The sequence below is a fragment of the Vreelandella vilamensis genome (assembly GCF_031451755.1).
Taxonomy (GTDB): Bacteria; Pseudomonadota; Gammaproteobacteria; order Pseudomonadales; family Halomonadaceae; genus Vreelandella; species Vreelandella vilamensis.
On sequence record NZ_JARWAN010000008.1, the window covers coordinates 86,098 to 103,475 of the forward strand.

General features: G+C 54.5%; 18 protein-coding genes. All 18 read right to left on the reverse strand.

Translation table 11 applies throughout. The annotated features are described in order from the left end of the window. Positions 1-31: 31 nt before the first annotated feature. Positions 32-2,119, reverse strand: coding sequence for a flagellar biosynthesis protein FlhA (gene flhA / locus QC823_RS06910; protein WP_309655627.1), 2,088 nt, complete (start codon positions 2,117-2,119; stop codon positions 32-34). Then, a complete protein-coding gene (gene flhB, locus QC823_RS06915) occupies positions 2,116-3,276 on the reverse strand; it encodes a flagellar biosynthesis protein FlhB (RefSeq protein ID WP_309655628.1) in 1,161 nt (386 codons plus the stop codon). The genes flhA and flhB overlap by 4 nt, the downstream gene beginning before the upstream one ends. A gap of 109 nt (positions 3,277-3,385) precedes the next feature. Beyond that, positions 3,386-4,081, reverse strand: a complete 696-nt coding sequence (gene cheZ, locus QC823_RS06920) for a protein phosphatase CheZ (RefSeq protein WP_309655629.1) — start codon at positions 4,079-4,081, stop codon at positions 3,386-3,388. Positions 4,082-4,124: 43 nt separating this feature from the next. Then, positions 4,125-4,514, reverse strand: coding sequence for a chemotaxis response regulator CheY (gene cheY / locus QC823_RS06925; RefSeq protein ID WP_309655630.1), 390 nt, complete (start codon positions 4,512-4,514; stop codon positions 4,125-4,127). A gap of 151 nt (positions 4,515-4,665) precedes the next feature. Further along, positions 4,666-5,727 (reverse strand): protein-glutamate methylesterase/protein-glutamine glutaminase, encoded by a 1,062-nt coding sequence (locus QC823_RS06930; protein ID WP_309655631.1) that lies wholly within the window; start codon positions 5,725-5,727, stop codon positions 4,666-4,668. Positions 5,728-5,845: 118 nt separating this feature from the next. Next, positions 5,846-6,715 (reverse strand): CheR family methyltransferase, encoded by an 870-nt coding sequence (locus QC823_RS06935; protein WP_309655632.1) that lies wholly within the window; start codon positions 6,713-6,715, stop codon positions 5,846-5,848. Continuing rightward, a complete protein-coding gene (locus QC823_RS06940; RefSeq protein ID WP_309655633.1) occupies positions 6,712-8,901 on the reverse strand; it encodes a methyl-accepting chemotaxis protein in 2,190 nt (729 codons plus the stop codon). The genes QC823_RS06935 and QC823_RS06940 overlap by 4 nt, the downstream gene beginning before the upstream one ends. Positions 8,902-8,967: 66 nt before the next feature. Continuing rightward, a complete protein-coding gene (locus QC823_RS06945; protein ID WP_309655634.1) occupies positions 8,968-9,231 on the reverse strand; it encodes a methyl-accepting chemotaxis protein in 264 nt (87 codons plus the stop codon). Next, positions 9,176-9,412 (reverse strand): hypothetical protein, encoded by a 237-nt coding sequence (locus QC823_RS06950; protein ID WP_309655635.1) that lies wholly within the window; start codon positions 9,410-9,412, stop codon positions 9,176-9,178. Before QC823_RS06950 ends, QC823_RS06945 begins: the two co-directional genes overlap by 56 nt. Before the next feature lie 270 nt (positions 9,413-9,682). Beyond that, positions 9,683-10,183: a chemotaxis protein CheW gene (gene cheW / locus QC823_RS06955; protein WP_309655636.1), complete on the reverse strand. Its 501-nt coding sequence runs from the start codon at positions 10,181-10,183 to the stop codon at positions 9,683-9,685. Continuing rightward, positions 10,180-12,300 (reverse strand): chemotaxis protein CheA, encoded by a 2,121-nt coding sequence (gene cheA, locus QC823_RS06960; RefSeq protein ID WP_309655637.1) that lies wholly within the window; start codon positions 12,298-12,300, stop codon positions 10,180-10,182. Before cheA ends, cheW begins: the two co-directional genes overlap by 4 nt. A 44-nt stretch (positions 12,301-12,344) precedes the next feature. Further along, a complete protein-coding gene (gene motB, locus QC823_RS06965; protein ID WP_309655638.1) occupies positions 12,345-13,295 on the reverse strand; it encodes a flagellar motor protein MotB in 951 nt (316 codons plus the stop codon). Then, positions 13,292-14,161, reverse strand: a complete 870-nt coding sequence (motA, locus tag QC823_RS06970; protein WP_309655639.1) for a flagellar motor stator protein MotA — start codon at positions 14,159-14,161, stop codon at positions 13,292-13,294. Before motA ends, motB begins: the two co-directional genes overlap by 4 nt. Before the next feature lie 168 nt (positions 14,162-14,329). After that, a complete protein-coding gene (gene flhC, locus QC823_RS06975) occupies positions 14,330-14,869 on the reverse strand; it encodes a flagellar transcriptional regulator FlhC (RefSeq protein ID WP_309655640.1) in 540 nt (179 codons plus the stop codon). Further along, positions 14,866-15,237 (reverse strand): flagellar transcriptional regulator FlhD, encoded by a 372-nt coding sequence (flhD, locus tag QC823_RS06980; RefSeq protein WP_309655641.1) that lies wholly within the window; start codon positions 15,235-15,237, stop codon positions 14,866-14,868. The genes flhC and flhD overlap by 4 nt, the downstream gene beginning before the upstream one ends. Before the next feature lie 106 nt (positions 15,238-15,343). Then, a complete protein-coding gene (locus tag QC823_RS06985; protein WP_309655642.1) occupies positions 15,344-15,637 on the reverse strand; it encodes an EscU/YscU/HrcU family type III secretion system export apparatus switch protein in 294 nt (97 codons plus the stop codon). Then, positions 15,621-16,964 carry a flagellar hook-length control protein FliK gene (gene fliK, locus QC823_RS06990; protein WP_309655643.1) on the reverse strand — a complete coding sequence of 448 codons (1,344 nt, stop codon included), beginning with the start codon at positions 16,962-16,964 and terminating at the stop codon, positions 15,621-15,623. Before fliK ends, QC823_RS06985 begins: the two co-directional genes overlap by 17 nt. After that, on the reverse strand, positions 16,961-17,374 hold the full coding sequence (fliT, locus tag QC823_RS06995) for a flagellar protein FliT (protein WP_309655644.1): 414 nt from the start codon (positions 17,372-17,374) through the stop codon (positions 16,961-16,963). Before fliT ends, fliK begins: the two co-directional genes overlap by 4 nt. Positions 17,375-17,378 lie beyond the last annotated feature (4 nt).

Below are 17,378 nucleotides of genomic sequence, written 5' to 3' on the forward strand. Positions count from 1 at the left end.
TCTGGCCGTAGAATAAAAAACGTTAGCGCCATTACTGACGCCCGCCTACCAGCGTGATCACCCGTAGGGTGCGATCATCGGGAATTTCTGCCTGCGACATCACCACCAAGTGGCGTAACCGTCGGCGCAAGAAGCGCGCCAATACCGCGCGTAGCGAGTGCTGCACAACCAGTACCGGCGGCTCTCCCGCGCCTTCGTGGCGCTCCAGCGCCTGCTCGGCTTGCGTCATCAGCGTATCGGCAAGACCCGGCTCCAGCGCGCCGCTGCCGTTCATGGCCTGCATCAGCACTTGTTCAAGCTGCGCATCCAGCCCCATCACGTTGAGTGTGTCTTGCCCGGAGAACCACTGCTGCGTAATCGCACGGCCAAGCGCCACGCGTACCAGGGCAGTGAGCTCGTTGGCATCTTGCTGTTGCGGCGCGTACTCGGCCAAGGTGTCGAGAATGGTGCGCATATCGCGGATGGAGACATCCTCGTCGAGCAAGTTCTGCAAAATACGCTGCAGCACCGTCAGCGAAATCGCCTTGGGCACCACTTCTTCGACCAGCGATTTCTGTTCGTCGCTGAGCTTGTCGAGAAGTTTCTGCACCTCGGCACGCCCGAGCATTTCGGGTGAATGGCGGTGCAGAAGATGGTTGAGATGGGTGGCGATCACGGTGCTGGCGTCCACCACCGTATAGCCATACACCTGAGCGTGTTCGCGCTGGTTACTTTCGATCCAGACCGCGGGAAGGCCAAACGCCGGGTCTTGTGTCGGCGTGCCTTGCAGCTCGCCCGAGACTTGGCCAGGGTCAATCGCCAGCCACTTGCCTGGGTGGGCTTCGGCACGACCAATTTCCGCCCCCTTCATGGTCAGCACATAAGCGTTAGGCGACAGCTCCAAGTTATCGCGGATATGCACCACCGGCGGCAAGAAACCGACTTCTTGGGCAAACTTTTTGCGCACGCTTTTAATTCGCCCCAAAAGCTCGCCTTTCTGGCGCGAATCAACCAGCGGAATCAACCGGTGGCCCACTTCCAGGCCTAGCGTATCGACCAACTGCACATCTTCCCAACTGGCTTCGGGTGCCTCTTGGGAGGGCGGCGGCGCTTCCGCGGAGATTTCCTCTTTCACCAACAGCTGATTCTTTTGCCGAATCAAAAACCAAGCCAAACCACCAAGCAGCGCAGTGAAAATCAAAAACACTAGGTTAGGCATGCCGGGAACCATCCCCAGAAGCCCCATCACCGCAGCGGCGAGAATCAATACTTGCGGGTTAACGAACAGCTGACTCAGCATCTGCTGGCCAACGTCTTGGTCGGTCGTTACCCGCGAGACGGTAACACCTGCCGCGGTGGAGATGACCAGCGCGGGAATCTGCGCAACCAAACCATCGCCAATGGTCAGCAACGTGTAGGTCTCCCCCGCAGCGGCAAAGCTCATGTCGTGCTGCATCATACCAATCAGCAGTCCGCCAATGATGTTAACCACCATAATCACCAGGCCCGCCATGGCGTCGCCGCGCACGAACTTACTGGCACCGTCCATGGAGCCGTAAAAATCGGCTTCCTGGGACACTTCGGCACGGCGTTGCTTGGCATCCTCTTCGCCGATCAGCCCAGCGTTCAAATCGGCATCAATCGCCATCTGTTTACCCGGCATGGCGTCAAGCATAAAGCGCGCGCCCACTTCGGCGATACGCCCCGCGCCCTTGGTGATTACCATAAAGTTGATCACCACCAGAATCAGGAACACCACCAAGCCCACGGCAAAGTTACCGCCGACGAGGAAGGTACCAAACGCCTCGATGACTTTACCCGCGGCGTCGCCGCCTTCGTGGCCGTTCATCAGCACCACACGGGTGGAGGCCACGTTCAATGAAAGGCGCAGTAACGTGGTAAACAGCAGTACCGCGGGAAACGCGGCAAAGTCGAGCGGTTTTTGCGTGAACATGCTGACCAGCAGCACCATGATCGCCAGCGCAATGTTAAAGGTAAAAAGTAAATCCAACACAAACGGCGGCAGCGGCAGGATCATCATGCCAAGAATCATGAGGATCAAGATCGGCCCGGCGAGCATCTTCATGCGTACATCGCTTAGACGATCACGCTGGCTCAGCAGTTGACTCAGCCCTTTCATGACGGTGTCTCGTTGCCGCGACTTGGGCGGCTATCCAATTCCGGCGGTACCGGAAGGTTGTCAGGGGTGGGGGGCACCTCGCCTCCTTGGTCGGTTACATGCTTCAGGCGATACGCCCAAGCCATGACTTCTGCCACAGCGCTGTACAGCTGGGCGGGTATTTCTTCTTCCAGATCAACATGATGATACAAAGCTCGCGCCAGCGGGGGCGCTTCTAAGCGCGGCACGCCAGCGTCTTCGCCCACTTCACGAATTTTCGCCGCGACGGCATCCGCCCCTTTGGCGACTAGACGCGGTGCGCCCATCGAGCCCTCTTGGTAAACCAATGCGACGGCATAATGGCTCGGGTTGGTAATGATAACATCGGCGTCGGGTACTTGGCTCATCATCCGCCCACGCGCCATGGCTTGCTGTTGCTGGCGAATGCGCGCTTTAACCTGAGGGTCACCCTCTGATTCTTTATGCTCGCGTTTAACTTCTTCTTTGGTCATGCGCAGTTTTTTTGCATGGCTGTAGAGCTGAAACGGCACATCAATCAAAATCACCACGATCAGCGTCAACACCATCAACCCAGCCGCCTGCGCTGCCATGTTCAAAGCATTCGTCAGCGCCTGCTGCACCGGCTGATCCATCAGCGATAAAAACTTGCTAATATTAAAATATAAAAATGCCGCGCCGACACCGCCGACCAACACCGTTTTAGCGAGCGCTTTGGCCAGTTCAATCAGCGCCTGCAGGGCAAAAATACGCTGCAGCCCTTTCACTGGGTTGAGTTTGGAAATCTTGGGCTGCATTGATTTAGCAGAGATAAGCCAGCCCCCTAAAAGGGCGGGGGCCACCAGCGCAATAATCACCAACAGCAAAAAAAGCGGCAAAATGGCGTACAGTGTACGTTCGCCTAAATCCAGCGCCGAGACTAGCATGGGGGTGGTTTCCAGCGCCTCGCGGCGCTCGAACAAGAACGCTTGCTCCATGACCATACCCAACTGGTCATACAACATCTTGCCCATGCTCCAAAGGCCAATGACACCCCCCAGCAGCATCAAAAACGTGGTCAGTTCGCGCGAGCGAGGAACCTGACCGTCCTCGCGCGCTTTTTCCTCGCGTCGGGGCGTGGCCTCTTCGGTTTTTTCCTCGTCGCTATCGTTTTCTGCCATGCAAGGTATCTACCATTTGGCGAGGCGTAGACGGACTCAGCCGCCCACGGGGGCGGCTGAACCCAGTTACCAATGTGTCGAGCACAGATGCGATCAATTCATCGCGCGCCTAGAAGCCAAGTTCATCAAGCAAATCATCCACTTGGTCTTGTCCAGAGACGGTGTCAGGCACGTCCTCTTTAACTTGTGGGCCGTTGAGGAGTTCCTCATTGCGGCGCGCTTTGTCGCTTTGCCACTGATCCTCGGCCTTACGCTGCATGGTTTGCCGCGCTTGCGCTTCGGGCACGTTATCGATCAGTACCTGCACCAACTGATGTTCGATCTCACGGATCACGTCCATCATTTTCTTGATCACTTGGCCTGTCAGGTCTTGGAAATCCTGAGCCATCATGATTTCAAGAAGCTCTTTACTGGTCGCGGCAGTCATGTCCGGCACGTCGCTTAAATAACCGCGCGTATCTTTAACCAACGCCTTGGCATCATCAAGTTCTTTCGGTGCTTCGAACCACTCCGCCCAGCGCTTATCCAACGCCTCGGCTCGCTCAGTGAGCTGATCTTGCATCGGCTGGGCACGGTCGATGGCATTGAGCGCACGCTCAGCTGCCTGCTCGGTCATTGCCGCCACATAGTGCAAACGATCACGCGCATCAGGAATTGCCTCGGCGGCCTTCTCGATCTCCTTGTCTAGGCCGAGTTCGCGCATGTTCTCACGCAACATCCGCGTGAGCTTGCCAATGCGGTGGATAAGCTCCTCAGAGGCCTCCTCAGACAGCTGATCTGAGCCGTCCTGCTCATTCTGACTCATGGTGTTGTCTCCTCGTTATTCAGACGCCGTGCCGTCCTACTGCTCACTTACCCATTTTCTCGAAGATCTTGTTTAACTTCTCTTCAAGGGTCGCGGCGGTAAAGGGCTTCACCACGTAGCCATTAGCACCCGCCTGAGCGGCCGCGATAATGTTCTCTTTTTTGGCTTCCGCGGTCACCATCAGCACTGGTAGGTTTTTGAGCGCATCGTCTTGGCGCATCTCTTTGAGCATTTCGAGCCCATCAAGGTTGGGCATGTTCCAGTCAGAGACCACAAATTCAAAGCTGCCAGCACGCAGTTTGTTGAGCGCATCTTGACCGTCTTCGGCTTCTTCCACGTTGGTAAAGCCAAGCTCTTTGAGTAGGCTGCGTACAATGCGGCGCATGGTAGGAAAGTCATCCACTACCAAAAAGCTCATGTTCTTATCTGCCATGGGTCATCCTCTATCAGTATCAGCTTTTAAAATGCTTCCCACTCATCATGCTCGTGCGATGACGACGGTGTGGGTGTATTGCGTGGAAGCAGCAAAATTCTCATCTATAATATCAGTTAAGCGGCGTACTGACTCATTACAAACATCATCCTTAAACGCGCTGCGCGCGACCGGAGGCAGCCACTAGCGACATCAAGCGGCCGGGAATATCATCCAGGGCGGCCACTTCGGATGCCCCACCCAGGGCGATTGCTTCGCGTGGCATACCAAAGACGACACACGTCTCTTCATTTTGCGCAATCGTCTCAGCCCCGGCCTGGCGCATTTCCAAAAGCCCGGCGGCGCCGTCTTTACCCATGCCGGTCAAAATCACCCCAATGGCGTTTTTCCCGGCTTGCTTAGAAGCCGAGTGAAACAACACATCAACCGAGGGACGGTGGCGGTTGACCGGCGGACCATCGTTTAAGCGTGCCACGTAGTTCGCGCCGCTGCGCGCGACTTCCATATGTTGATCCCCAGGGGCAATGTAGGCATGGCCCGGGAGAACGCGCTCGCCATCGGTTACCTCTTTCACGGTCATGCGGCACAGACGATCAAGCCGCTCAGCAAAGGAGCGTGTAAAGCCACCGGGCATGTGCTGGGTAATCAAAATGGCGGGGGCATTGGCAGGCAGCGGCTCTAATACCGAACGAATGGCTTCAGTACCGCCGGTAGAGGCACCAATAATAATCAGCTTCTCACTAGAGACCAGCGGGGCCTTCAGCTCTTGTTTCGGTGGCGTGTTCTTGTGCCGCGCCTGGCGGGGGCGTGAACGGGCGGCTGCGCGCAGTTTTTCCGCGATCTCATTGGCATACTCCATCATGCCGGTGCGAATGCCCAAGCTCGGCTTGGCGACAAAATCCAGTGCGCCTAATTCCAGTGCGCGCAGGGTAATTTCGGAGCCTGCCTGGGTCAGTGAAGAGACCATCAGCACCGGCATGGGCCGTAAGCGCATCAAGCGTTCAAGAAAGTCCAAGCCATCCATGCGCGGCATTTCCACATCAAGCGTGAGCACGTCCGGGTTATGCTGCTTAATGAGATCCCGCGCCACGATAGGGTCGGGGGCTACCGCCACCACTTCCATATCCGGCTGAGTGTTGATGATTTCGGTCAGTAAGTCGCGAATGAGTGCTGAATCGTCGACGCATAAGACTTTAATTTTAGATGCGCTCAATGCACGCCTCCTTTCGTGTTGATACGAGAGTTAAGCTGGCCACCATCATCGGTTGACACGCCCCTACGCTGTTTGTAATACATCTACCACTTGGACACGCGTTATTTAGGTGCTCACGTTATTTAGGTGCTAAGGCATACACCGTTTGCCCACGTAGTTTGAATTCGCTGCTGATATAAGAAAAATTCTCCGAATGCCCGGCAAACAAGATGCCGTCAGGTTTTAGCATCGGTGCAAAGCGCTTAAGAATTTTTGCCTGCGTATCTTTATCAAAATAAATCATGATGTTGCGACAAAATATCGCATCAAACGGGCCTTTGATCGGCCACTGTGGTGCTAGCAAGTTCAGCGGCAGAAACTCAACCAGTTCCGACACTTCCGGGCGTATGCGCGCCAACCCCAGACGGCGACCGGTTCCCTTTTGGAAAAAGCGCTTAACACGCACCTCATCAAGCTTATTAACCTGCTCAAGCGGATAGACACCGGTGCGCGCTTTTTGCAGCGCTTCGGTGTCGATATCGGTTGCGACCACTTTGGATTGGCTGGCCTTGGGGCCTAGCGTCTCCAGGAGCGTCATGGCAATTGAGTAGGGTTCTTCACCTGTAGACGCGGCCGCACACCAGATGGTCACGGGGCCAGTTTGATGCTTAATGTGCTCTGCTAATAGCGGGAAGTGGTGCGCCTCACGAAAAAACGCAGTGAGGTTGGTGGTCAACGCGTTGGTGAACGCCTCCCACTCTTTCGCATCTGGCTGGCGCTCAAGACGCGAAAGGTAGTCAGTAAAGCGCGTAAGGCCATGATGGCGCAGCCGCTTAGCCAAGCGGCTATAGACCATTTCACGCTTATGCTCCGCCAATACGATACCCGCACGCTGATAAATCAGCTCGCGAATACGTGTAAAGTCAGCGTCTGTCAGCACCAGATCGCGTTCGATTTGGCTACTCGACGCCCACTGGCCGGCGTCCGTTCCTTCACGTTGCTGTGTCAAAACTCCTCCCAATCATCCACAACGGCCGGTTGTCGTTTATTCGACAATGTTGGCCGAGTTTCGTCGCGCACATCGCCTTCATGTTGACGACCCGACAAATTGTCAGGCGAATGTGCGCTTGTATTAACAGTATGCTGCAACGCAGCTGGACGCAACGAACCGCTTGATTTCAAACGGAAGGCTTCCACTGATAACGCCAACAAAGATGCTTGCTGCTCTAGCGCCACCGCTGCCCGCGCCGTTTCCTGCACGCGCACCGCATTTTGCTGTGTCCCCTGATCCATCTCGACCACGGCTTGATTAACTTCTTCAATGCCGCTGCTCTGCTCTTCAGACGCGGAGGAAATTTCGTGCATGATTTGTGTCACGCTTTGCGTCGCTTGAATCACCTCGGTAATCGCCCCTTCGGCTTTCTTCACCAGACCGGCGCCAGCGTTGATATCGCGGTTAGAACCATCAATAAGCTGGCGAATTTCACCCGAAGCGTCCGCGCTACGTCCGGCAAGCTTTCGTACTTCATCAGCGACAACAGCAAAGCCGCGCCCGTGTTCGCCCGCCCGCGCGGCTTCTACCGACGCATTGAGCGCTAAGATATTGGTCTGAAAGGCAATGGAATCGATCACATCGATGATCTCGGTCATCTTATTAGCGCTATGCGTAATACGTTCCATGTTCGCCACAAGCTCCCCCATCAAGTCACTTGTTTGGGTCACTTGGGCGTTGTTGTTTTCGGCTAAACGCCGTGCTTCCTGTGCGTTTTCACTATTCTGACGCACCGTCGTGGTCATCTCTTCCATGCTCGACGCTGTTTGCTGCAAGGCCGCTGCCTGCTGCTCCGTGCGCGCTGACAGCTCTTCATTGCCGTTGGCAATCTCACGCGCTGACGGTGTGACGACATCAATACCGTTTTTCACATCGCCAATAATGCTCCCGAGGCTTTTGCGCATGGTATTCAACGCGTCCATCAAATAGCCCACTTCATCACGACGCTGTGCCGGCACTTGCGCCGCCAAATTGCCGCCCGCGATCTGCAGGGTGAAGCGTCCGGCACTGTTCAGAGGCCGGGTAATCGCGCGCAGGGTCAGCACCCCGATCAACCCCAGTAATAACAAGCCTACAATCGTCACTACCGCCTGCGCGGAAAGCATCAAGGTTTGCCCTTCCTCCGCGTCGGTGGCCATGGCTTCTGCGGCACGCTGTTTTTGCTCAATCAGCTGATTGACCAGCGTTGAAATCGTTTGACCATCGCGGTTCATCACGCGAATCACGTCATCAAGCCCAACGAAAGCGTCGTAAGTATCTTCTGACTGGAGCACGTTAGCCGCGCGGTTCATTCCTTGGGCTAAAAACGTTTGCAGTTGCTGATCAAATTCACGCGAGAGCTCGCCACTATTTACCTCGCGACCGTAATACGCCTCCCATGCGGTTTCCACTTCAGCCGCTTGTGCTTCTATTGCCTCGCCTATATCAAAGCGCTGGTCGATAAGCGTCATCCGCTCTGGTTCAATCATCGCCTGTCGCGCCTGCGCGATGGTCTGGTCGATTTGCTGCAAGCGAATCACATCCAGTAGGCCGTCATTGTTAACCCGCTCTAAACGCTCACCCGCTACCTGTAAACCGTATAACCCCATCCCGCTACTCACGAGCAGCAAAAGGCCCGCCACCACGATCATGGCGGTTAACTTGGCGCGAATCGTGTCTAGACGCACCCGCGATAAACGCGCGACGATACCGCGTTTTCGAATGCGCCCTTTATCCAAGTACACGCGCGGCTTTTGATTTTCGCGCATCTCAGTGTAAACGCGCTCTGCATAATCGATAGCATCACGGCTTGCCTTAACCCTGACAGACGCATAACCGACGACGTCGTCGCCTTCCGTGATGGGTGACACACTGGCATCCACCCAATAGTGATCACCATTTTTACACCGATTTTTTACCAAACCACGCCAGGTTTCCCCCGCTTTAACCGTTTGCCAGAGATTTTCAAACGCAGCCGGCGGCATATCAGGGTGGCGAATGAGGTTATGTGGGGAGCCGATTAACTCATCTTGGGCAAAGCCACTGATCTCAATAAACGCCGGGTTAGCGTAAGTCAGACAGCCTTTTAAATCGGTTCGGGACACCAGAAAATCGTCATCATTAAGCTCAACTTCGCGTTGAGTCACCGGTTGATTATTGCGCATTTTATGCCTTACTTATTCGTTTTTTTCGTCAGGGTATTGTCGTTTTTAGCCGGGAGCCGGGGCGCTTTACGTTAGCTTGAGGGGGTGCTCTGCTTGAAGCGTAAAACGTTCAACAGCGTCTCGCAGGCGCGCTGCTTCATTTTCCAGCTCATTGGCGCTAAGGGCGGCTTGCTGCATCAATTCAGCGTTTTGTTGGACCACCTGATCCATCTGTGTCACCGCCTGATTGACCTGGCCGATGCCGTGACTTTGCTCTTCAGATGCGGTGGCAATTTCATCCATGATGTCGCTGACACGCTCCACCGCTTCCACCGCTTCCACCGCTTCCACCGCTTCCACCAAGGTGTGCATAGTTATCCAACGGCCGCAACACGTTGGCCGCCACTCCCCACATTACCGCGATGACCGTCCCCGCGGTGATCAACACCAGCGCAACCAACATCCACTGCAACCCTTGAGAGACCTCAGCAAACGCGGCTTGCTGTGCCGCGGTGTCACCCCCGTTAGCCACGATCTCCGCCCCTTGCTGCAGCGCGTAAAAACCTGCGCCACACGCCAGTAACACCAGTACGGAAAACGTCAATAAAATGAGGATCCAGCTGAGCCGAACCGTCAAGTTTTGCATTAGTTGCCTTATTAGCTGTGTCACGCACACCGCTCTCTGCGTGTTAAATACTTATCTGTTAAATACTTAACGTTGGCTTTTCATTCCTAGCGCGAGCGCGATAATACCGACGCAACTTGATCACTCGTTTAACGCTTCCCTGCGTCACCACTGCGGTTATTTGTTGCTGGTGCTATCCACTAGTGCCATTTCCTCGCTGGTCAGTAACTTATCGATATCCACCAACACCAGCATGCGATCTTCGAGACTGCCCAGACCGCTAAGGAAGTCCGAAGACAACGTCACGCCAAATTCGGGAGCGGGTTTAATTTGGTCTGGCGTAAGGGTCATCACATCCGAGACGCCATCTACCACGATGCCGACAATACGATCAGCGACGTTGACCACGATCACGACCGTTTGACCACCGTACTCAACGCTATCCAAATGGAACTTAATGCGAAGATCCACAATCGGCACGATCACACCGCGAAGGTTGGTGACCCCTTTGATAAAGTCGGGGGCATTGGCGATACGCGTGACGTTTTCGTAACCACGAATCTCTTGGACTTTGAGAATATCAATCGCATACTCTTCGTCCCCAAGCGAGAAAACCAAGAATTCACGGTTATCTGCTTCTGCGGCGGCCAGCACCGCATCGTTGTTAGCCTGGCTCATGACGGCTCTGCCTCCTTAAAGTACTTCGGGTTTTGCTGACTGACCGGTCTACCAGACTCTTTTTTCGCCTGGCTTAAACGATGCAGCCCTGTAATATCCAGAATCAGCGACACGCTACCATCACCAAGGATGGTCGCTGCTGAAATGCCTGGCACTTTGCGATAATTATCTTCGAGGTTTTTCACCACCACTTGCTGCTGGCCGACTAACTCATCAACGAGCATGGCATAGCGACGCCCCTCGCCTTGCACAATAACAGCGATACTTTTGGTCGGGTCGGTAATGGCGTTTTCGACGTCAAGCACTTCATGGATGGCGATAACCGGCAGATACTCATCGCGTACTTTAAGCACCACATCATCACCAGCCATGGCATACATGTCTCCCTTGGCCGGCTGTAATGACTCAAGCACGGCAGAAAGCGGCAGGATAAACTTCTCTGCGCCCACTTTGATCGACATGCCGTCCAGAATCGCCAGCGTCAACGGCAGCACAATGCGCGTATTGGTGCCTTCGCCTTTTTTCGACTGAATCTCGACGCGGCCACCCATGCCTTGGATGTTTCGCTTCACCACGTCCATGCCCACACCACGCCCGGACACATCGGTCACTTCTTTGGCAGTGGAAAAGCCGGGAGCAAAAATTAACTGCCAAACGTCCTCGTCACTCATCGTGTCGGACACGTTCAGGTCATTTTCCCGCGCTTTGGCCAACAACCGCTCACGATCCATGCCCGCGCCGTCGTCTTTCACTTCAATCAAAATATTGCCGCCCTGATGACGCGCGGCAAGCGTTAACTTACCGGTTCTAGGCTTGCCCACGGCCTCACGCTCGTCTGGCATTTCAATGCCGTGATCGAGGCTATTGCGCACCAAGTGCGTTAACGGATCGGTAATGCGCTCCACAAGACTCTTATCAAGCTCGGTGGACTTACCTTCGGTGACAAGCTCGATCTCTTTGCCAAGCTTACCTGCCGTATCACGCACCACGCGGGGGAAACGGCTGAAAACAAACTCCATCGGGATCATACGGATCGACATCACCGACTCTTGCAGATCCCGCGCGTTACGCTGTAATAGGCTCATGCCGTTTTGCAGTGAACTATTAGCGTCTTCAAGGTCGCTCACCGTCTGATCGAGCATTGACTGGGTAATGATTAGCTCGCCCACCAGATTGATAATCTGGTCCACCTTGTCAACGGAAACACGAATTGAAGAGGACTCGGCGGCGGCTTTTTTAGACTTCGGCTTTTCGGCTTTCTTCTCGGGCTTTTTCTCGGCTTTTGGGGCAGCTTCCGCCGGTTTTTCTGGGGCAGGGTCTTGCGACTTCGCTTGCACCGGCGCTTGCGCCGGTTCTGGAGTGTCAGCGAGCGCCGGTGCCTCGCTTTCGATAGCGGTAACTTCAACTTGCTCTGGCTCGATAATAAAGCACATCACGGCTTCAATATCGTCCGCGCTGGTGTTGCCTTGGAGAAATATTTCGTAGCGCGATTCATCTCCCGAGTGAGACTGCACATCGCCCAGCTGCTCCAGCTCTTCTACCAGCAGGGTGCGGTCTTTTTCCCCTACGTTTAACAAGGCGACTTTAAGCATGTCGCCAGACGCTGCTGACGAATCACCTGCGCCGCCAGCCTCTTCCTCCGATGCCTTTTGGGAAGATGCCGCTTTAGTGTCACTTGATGAAGCAGCATTGGCAACCGGTGCGCCTTCTGCCGCTTCGAGGCTTTTACCAATTTCCTCTAACGCAATCTGCTGAAGCGTTTGGCAAATACGCTCAAAGGTTTCTTGATCGGGTTCTTCCTCGCTTCGATAGGCATTAAGTTGGTCGTGCATGATGTCTTTTGCCTCTAAAAACGTATCAACGAGGTCAGCCCGTAGCGCGAGCTCGCCTTTACGCGCATGGTCGAGCAGATTCTCAAAAATATGCGTTGTTTTTTGCAACGCCGTAAAGCCGAACGTGCCTGCGCCCCCTTTGATCGAGTGGGCGGCGCGGAAAATGGCGTTTAGCTGTTCGCTGTCCGGATCTTCGACATCCAGCTCCAGCAAGTGCTGCTCCATATCCGCAAGCAACTCTTCGGCTTCTTCAAAAAAGGTGTCAAAAAAATCCGTGATATCCATGCACCATCCCACCTTGTACGTCGTATTTTTATGTCAACAGCCAGCTACTCAGCGGTCTCTAGCGGTTGTGAAAAGTTATCATTCAAAGCGTCCACTTCTGTGCCAGTTTCTATCTCTAAACTGGGGAACTGCTGGGGAATCGGCGACGACATCTCCGACATTACGCTGGGGTTGCGGATGGCGTCGGCGATCTCTGGCAGCAATACCACGAGTTCAATGCGGCGATTGACCGGGTTATCCGATTCCGTGCCGGGTAGAGTAACGCGGTCAGCAAAACCTGAAACCCGCAGCAATTGACCCGGGTCAAGTCCGCCGGCAATAAGTTCGCGTCGCGACGCATTTGCCCGGTCATTTGACAGCTCCCAATTGCTATAGCCGCGATATCCGCCACCATAAGGAACACTATCGGTATGGCCGCTGATACTCAGATCATTGGGTAGCTCGCTTAACAGCGGCGCAATCGTTCTTAACAAGTCACGCATGTAGGGCGCGACTTGATCACTGCCGAGTTGAAACATAGGTCGCTGCTCGGTATCGAGTAGCTGAATACGCAGCCCCTCACGGGTAAGGTCAAAGCGCATCTGGTTGCGCATTTCGTTAAGCTCAGGGTCTAGCGCAATGGCTTGTTCGATACGTTCTTGTACATCACGGAAAAAGCGCCGCTCTTCCATGCTAGGGCGGGTGTGCTGAAGGGTATCGATCCGGGCGCGCTCACCATCCGCATGCATAGGGTCTGGGCCACCACCGGGTATTGCACTGGTACTGCCTGAGCGATTCCCTCCCGTAATAGCAGTGGTTAGCGGCGTACTGAAGTACTCTGAAACGCCACGAAGCTCCTCTTCGTTGGCGGTGGATAATATCCACATCACCAGAAAGAGCGCCATGAGCGCCGTCATGAAATCCGCTAAGGCAATTTTCCATGACCCGCCGTGGTGAGCGTGTACCACCTTTTTGCGTCGGATAACAATTGGACGCCGATCCCCACCTTGACTCATGCACTGCCAGCCTTTTTAGCATCGCGCACGTATTCTTCCAGCTCACTAAAGCTGGGCCGCTCTGCAGTAAACAAAGCCTTACGGCCAAACTCGACGGCAATTTGGGGAGCATAGCCGTGCAAACTCGCCAGCAACGTCACGCGGATGCATTGCAGCATTTTTTCCGCTTCTTTCGCTTGACGCTCCAAGTAACTTGCGACGGGATTCACAAAACCATAACCGAGCAGAATCCCTAGAAACGTCCCCACTAGCGCGTGGGCAATCATTTCACCCATTTGCTCGGGGCCAGCATCGGCGTACGTTAACGCTTTCACCACCCCCATCACCGCCGCCACAATACCAAACGCGGGCATGGCATCGCCTACTTTGGCAATAGCGTCAATGGGAATGTGCGACTCCTGTTCAAATGCCTCAATTTCATGCAGCATGAGTTCATCAATTTCCATGGGCTCCATGCCGCCACTCACCATCAAACGCAGATAATCAGTGAGGAAATTCATGATATGCGGGTCAGCGAGTAAAGCCGGATGCTCTTGAAACAATGGGCTTTCTTGCGGATCATCAATATCTCGCTCGATCCCGAGCATCCCTTCGCGCCGAATTTTAGACAACAACTTAAATTGCAGCGCCATTAATTCCATGTACATGGCTTTGTTGTATTTTTTTGTGCGCTTTAGCTTGGGGAAAATTTTAAAGGTAGCCTTTAACGCTTTACCGTTGTTGGCGGCAATGAATGCCCCGACGCCTGCGCCACCAATCATTAAAAGTTCTAGTGGTTGAAAAAGCGGCCCGAGGCTGCCACCCGCCAAAACATAGCCGCCAAATACGGATAACAGAACTACTAAATACCCTAGAGGAATAAGCACAGGCAATTTCCTTGCTATTCTTTTGTCGCCAGAAGAGCCTTTCGGCAGCGAATAAACGCGCAATACTTTAATAATAGCGCTGATGAAAAAGTACCATTACCACTGCGTTGCATCTATAAAGTCGGCACTTTTTTGTCCAACTTGAATCGCAATGGAAACGTTGGGGCGCTAGTTTGCCCCTTTTTTAGCGGAAGCTTTGCGGGTTTTTCCCGCTCGTGAGGGTGGCTGGCATATACCGCACACGTAATCTTGTGCGGGGCTATGCGCGTGCGTCACAAAGCGGCCCCAGCAGCGAGTGCAGGCATTCAGCTGTAACAGGTCACTTTCAAAAAAGCGCACAAGTGTCCAGGCGCGGGTCAATCCCAACGCAGGCTCGACACCCTCTAGCGTGATTTGCTCGTCATATAAGCGATAGGCTTTCACAAACGCATCAATACGTTCGCAATCGCCGCTTTCCATCAAGCGTGTATAGATATTGTAAAAAAGCGACGAGTGGATATTCGGAAGCCAGGTAATAAACCAGTCAGCCGAGAAGGGCAGCATGCCTTTCGGCGGTGACATACCGCGCACTTCTTTATAGAGCTTAATTAAACGCGTGCGGCTTAGCTCCGTTTCCGTCTCCAATACTTGCAACCGTGCACCTAGCTCAATCAGTTCAATCGCTAGCTGCACCTGGTGCATTTCATCCACCAAGCTTTTTTGACTCACTGAGTCTCCCCACCTGAGCCGGATGTTTTTGCAGAAGACGCCTTTGAATGCTTAGGCAGTGACTCGGGTGTTTCACCGGCTAACAGTAGCGAGGTATGCAACCCAGCGAGCCCCTGGTCACGCGGGTTATGTGTTACTTGGCGAAGCTGCTCGGCGCTGACGGACGTCAGGCGGCATAACAGCTGATTGGTGCGCGCCAGCTGAGTAAGCTGCCGTGCATTGAGCGCCAAAAGAAGATCCGCCATCTCGGCGTCAATTTTGAGACGAAACATCCCCACCTCGCGATCTTCTCCCAGCAACCGCTGAGCAAGTAGCAAGTAGGCTAAATTGATTTCCTGGATTTCGTCGAGAAAGCTGGTTTGGCTCATGCTGCCCTATGAAAACGACACGGTAAAAACATGATTTACCCGTTCTGTAGCCCCCTTTATAGGGAACCTCTATTCGCCTCATGGTTACATACAATGGCGATATTGGCTACTCAGACGCATCGCGCGGTTGAACCCCCTCTGTAGAAAGCTCAAATACCCACACAAGCAGCTCCGCTACGACTTGGTAAAGGCTGGCAGGAATTTCTTCATCTATATCAAGCTGCATCAAAAGTGCGACCAACTCTGGGGCATCGTGTACATAAATTCCCTGGCGCTGGGCTTCCGCCATGATACGCTCCGCCAGCTCACCATACCCCTTGGCAACAACACGCGGCGCCCTATCATCACTTTGATACGCTAACGCCACCGCCTGACGCCGTCGCTCACCCGGAGAGTTCATTGGCGTCCTCTGGCGTTATGTGGCGCGCGTGCACTTGCACTTTACGCAAATCCAAGGCGGATAGACGCTTTTCAAGCGCAGGCACCCCCTCCTCTAAGCGTTGATAAACCGCCTCACTCGCAGTGGTGAGATCAACGTTTAACACCCCCCGGTAGAACGATAAAGCCACCTCTAATTCGCCTAAATTAGGCACTTCAAGGCGCATTTCCGAACGCCAGCTGTCTGCCTCTTCGTTGCCTTTTTCTTCACCGCTTTTCTCTTCTTCACGACCGGGTAGATTGACCACCAACGCCATGAAGATTCCCGCCCACACATCACCTTCCCAGCGAATCGTCGGCATCACCAACATCTCTAACTGCTGGCGCACTAGGCTTTGCAGGCCTTCATTCACCACGTCTCTGGATTGCCGCGCCACCCCCATTTCCAGCATCTCACGCGCCCCTGCTAACTCCCCTCGTGCGGCGTCGGGCGTCCCATTTAGCGGGGCGCCACCCGGCAGGTTAATACCCCTCCCCGCCGCCCCTTCGGCATTGCCCGTTACTGGCAATAGCACGCTACCGGGCTGAATGAAGGCGTTTCCGCCGGGACTGCTGGAGCCACCCTGCCCCAGTTGGCCGCCGAGAAGCCCTTGAAGCATCAGGTTTAGGTTTGACCTTTCCGGCACCACAAAAGGAACGGGCGACGGTAACAAAAGTGGCGCCCCGTTGGGCGAAAGTGAGTTGTTAATCGCGCCCCACCCCGAGCTTCCGGTACCGGCCGCCGAACCACTAGCATTCCCCAACGGCAAATTAGCCAGTGAAGACGTGGGCCGGACACCCGGCTGCATCTGAGGTTCACGTAATAACTGTTGCCGAGACCCTTCGCCCTGAAACCAGCGCTTAAGGTGTGATTCGTAAAACAGACCGCTATCGCGAATGCTCGCCTCAAGCCGTGTGGCAACAGACTGCGGCGAGGAAGTTTCAGCTGTCGACATTAACGGCGCTTCAGGCCGTAACACCGAGGGGGGAGCAGGAAAGCGCAGCAAAACATCGGCGATGCTGCGTGCGGCAGGGCTAAAATGCGTTTGCGTCGACCCAGGGCCTTGGGGAGGCAACTCGCCACGAACCCCTTGACGTGGCATATCCAACTGAGGTGGTAAACGACGCAGATCGGTTAAACGCGGGTCAGAAGCACGTGCATCCAGGCGTGAGTCGCTATGCACCGCACGAGGCCCCTCACCCGAGTCTACAGGGCGCACCGGCTCATTTAAGACCCGCGGCGAGGAATCCCCGCGCTTGCCCAGCACTTGGTGCATTAAGGTATCAATTAACGGCGTGATACCGCTCACGTTGACCTCTTCGTATCCGCCTCGCCTAGCGCATAAAATGCATCCGAATTACCTTGCTGCGGTGCATACGCACGATGCAAGTTACGCTGGCGTTGGGAGATACCAATCAGTTTTCCCAACTCATCACGACGTGCAACAAGTTGGCGGCGGATTTCGACATCGTGCTCAAGGATCGCCTCTAACAGCTCGGCTTTACTCCTCTGCGCCCGCTCATCTAACGTCAGAGTGCTGTCGAGCTGCCTTAACTTTTCCACCAGCATGACATAATGGGTGCGCTGTTCGATAAGCGCTGTCCATTCTTCCGCATTCGCAAGCTCATGCATGTAGGCAGCACTATCAAGCAGCGCAGCATAAGCATCGAGCAATGATTGCTGCGTTACCTGGTCGTGAACGGAGTTAGACGCTGACATGCAT